Annotated in this window: 3 protein-coding genes; all 3 read right to left on the reverse strand. The window is 55.4% G+C overall.

The features are described 5' to 3' along the window. Window positions 1-18: 18 nt before the first annotated feature. Window positions 19-1,326: a sialidase family protein gene (locus ACU0FH_RS00505; RefSeq protein ID WP_235183685.1), complete on the reverse strand. Its 1,308-nt coding sequence runs from the start codon at window positions 1,324-1,326 to the stop codon at window positions 19-21. Between the two features lie 28 nt (window positions 1,327-1,354). Further along, window positions 1,355-1,813, reverse strand: coding sequence for a c-type cytochrome (locus tag ACU0FH_RS00510; protein ID WP_235183686.1), 459 nt, complete (start codon window positions 1,811-1,813; stop codon window positions 1,355-1,357). Further along, window positions 1,800-3,119: ABC transporter transmembrane domain-containing protein (locus ACU0FH_RS00515; RefSeq protein ID WP_446192909.1), on the reverse strand; the 1,320-nt coding region annotated here is incomplete at its 5' end. The genes ACU0FH_RS00510 and ACU0FH_RS00515, both read right to left, overlap by 14 nt.

A 3,119-nucleotide genomic window follows, 5' to 3' on the forward strand; every position in this document is an offset into this window, starting at 1 on the left:
GAGATGAATGCTTGAAACCTATGGCGTCAGAGCGACTTCAACGACGCGAATGGTGGTACTGCCGTCCGCGCCGCTGATTGGTTGCGTCCAGGCCACAAACGCCCCGGTTCCGCCAAGCGCCATCCTCGGAAAACCGACCGAACCGCCGCCTCGATTGATGTGGAGCGCCTGAGGCGCGACACATCCGGCATCTGGCGTTACGTGGCACATGACGATCGCTTCACCGCCTCCCACATATTCGATCCAGAGCGCCAATGCGCTGCCATCTGCAAATTGCAGGACGTCCACCCGACCTGCGGCTGCGCCGAGGTCAATGCGGAGCGGTTCGTCGAACTGCGCACCGCCATCGTCCGAAAAGGCGATACGAACCTTCGGCTCGTTCTCGGCTGCCGTGAACCAGATAACGGAAATCCTGTCGCCCATGGTATCAATGGCCGGGCCATTGACGGGGCATCCGGCGATTTCCCATCCGTCGTTATGGATCGTGGCGGGCTCCGTCCACTCCCCGTCGGCCTGCCGGACAGCCGATATATCGCGAATTTCATCGGCGGTTCTGTCACGATAGACCGCCACGATGTCGCCTGATGCAGTCCGCGTTGCAGAAGTCTGGCAACAGGTACAGGTGCGCACATCCAACAGGCTTTCTGGCTGCATCGTTCCGTCAAAGTTGATCTGCCGCGCGCGCAACTGCATCGTATTTTCGAAGCTGTCGCCTTCTGTCTGACTGCCATACTCCCGGCCATCCAGCCACAGCGCCGTCAATCCACCAAATTGGTCGGGTACCAACGAAACAAAACCATGCTCACGTTGAGACCTGTCATCGTGAGGGACAATCGAGTCAGTCCAGCTTCTGCCTTCATCTTTGGAAAAAGCGATTTTGACGTCGTATTGGTAATCGCCCGGTCCATTCAGCTCTAACCATTGTGCCGCCAAACCGCCACCAGCAAGCGCCACTACCGAAGGGAAGTCGGCCCAGTTGATGTAAATCTTTGACGATACATTAATTGTGCGGACGTCCGACCACTCACTGCCGTTGAGGATGGCCATGCGAACTTCCGCTTCGGTTCCGCTTTCTTCGGTCCAGCTCAGTAAAACCCTGCCATCCGACAAGGGTGCGAGTGATGGTTCGCGCGCATTGATGCCAACCGGTGATCCGCGGTCGGTCAATCTGAATAATCCGGTTTCCTCCGCGTATGATGCGGTGGACGAAGCGAGCAATGCACCAAGGATCAGAGTCGATGCAGCAGAACATTTACTCATGAACAGAATTTTCCCACCGTTATTGTTTTTCTGTGGCAAACCAAATGCTGATTGACCGTGCGCCAACTCCCCTTCTTTTGACCGACGAAAGTGCCTAGTCAATTCCGTTGGCCCGCTGCAAAGCTCGAATGTACGCCACGATAGCAAGGATGTCTGAGCGCGTCACGCCTTCAACCGCTGGCATGTTGCCAAATTCCCAGTGGTGCGCCCGAACTCCATTCTGCGCTGCAAGGACAAACGCCATGTCGCCGTGGTGGCTGGGTTCATAAATCTTGTGAACAAGCGGAGGAGCGACGCCATCTTGGCCCTGCGCGTTTCGACCGTGGCAAGCGGAACAGACCGCATCATAAGCGCTTGCGCCGATTTGCTCCTGCTCTGTGAAACTGTTTGGTAGCTTGACAGTAGCGAGAGCACCCGCGGAAAGCGCGATGCCCTCCTCCCTCTGGACGCCCGTCCGAGAGTGGCTCGGTTGCACAATGAACCATACTGCTGCAACGACGGCGACCAGAGCGAAAAATATCGCTGCCCATTTCATACTATCAAACTCTTTCATGATGTTGCGATGGCCCCTGCCTTTTTAGAGACGAAGCCGGGTATCTCAGTTGGGCTTGCTCGAATTGACTGACGTCCTGCGGCATGGTGTTGTCTGCTTGAACAATTGCGGATTGCTGGATCGATTTGTTGAAAAAGGTCGTGATTTCGTGGTACCGGATCCGCGTGTCTTCCAGCGTCTGATAGTAATTGAAGAGTTCTTTCAGCGGTGCCGAGAAGTCTTTGTGTGCGGCTAGGACGGCCACCAGGGCACCGAATGTGATACGCCCTTCGATGACGAAATATCCTCCCAATGAGTAGAACAGGAATGGGGTCAGCGCGGTTAGAAAATTGTTGAGGGCCTTGATGAAGAACTTCAGGCGGAAAATCTTCCTGCGGACGTGCTCAAGCTCTCTAAAACTCGCTCCGGCCGGTAGCAGTCCGGTCGGATTGACCTGCCGTTCATGCAACTGTTCGCTAAGCTGTCTGCCGAGCTGTCGGACTTCCTTGATTCTTGTACGTGAAAGGGCGTTGACACGCCGCTGTAGCTTGGGTAGCAGCACGAGCTGGATTGGCAGCACCGTCAGTGCGGCGGCACCCAACACAGGGTCCTGAACGAACATGAAAAACAGGATCGTCAACAGTGTACCACCTTGTAGGATTGGCAGCGTGAGGACATCTGCCGCGAAGCCACCTATGGGCTCAACTTCCTGTGCGAGAATAGGGACGATTTCGCTCTGGTTTCGGGAGTCGGGATCGCTGCGCCATTGCCGATAGACCAGCAGCCGGAAGCGCCGCAGAAAACGCTCAGCTACATATCCCTTGAACACGTTAAGGCCATATTTGTTTAGCCCATTCAGGATGATCGCCAAAAGGTAGAGACCACAGAGAAGCATTAGGAAAACGACCTGATCGACGTCTCGCCCCAAAACGGCAACGGGGAAACGATCAGAATCCAAAGCGTTGTTGACGATCTGCTTTGGCAGTTCGAGGGTCAAATATAGAATAGGCATCGCGATGAGGCTGACGACAATCATCAATGCCTGCTGCCTTCTGGAGTAGCGCAGGACCGTGCTGAAAAGACTGCCTTCAAGCCCCCGTATGGGTTCGGGGTGGAACGTAGGGGTGTGACGGCGCTTCCAAAGCTTGAGAATGCCGCGAATAGCAAGATGTGAGCCGACAGTGATCAGCAGCGCGGGCGCCAAGACCAGTATCAGATGAATGAACGGGTGAACCCAGTCTGGCGTCGCATCGCTGTAGTCGTACCCAAACGCGGCAGATACGTTGTGTACAAGCACGTGATACCTGTCCAGGAGTGACATCAAAAA

The organism is Heliomarina sp. (assembly GCF_052826185.1).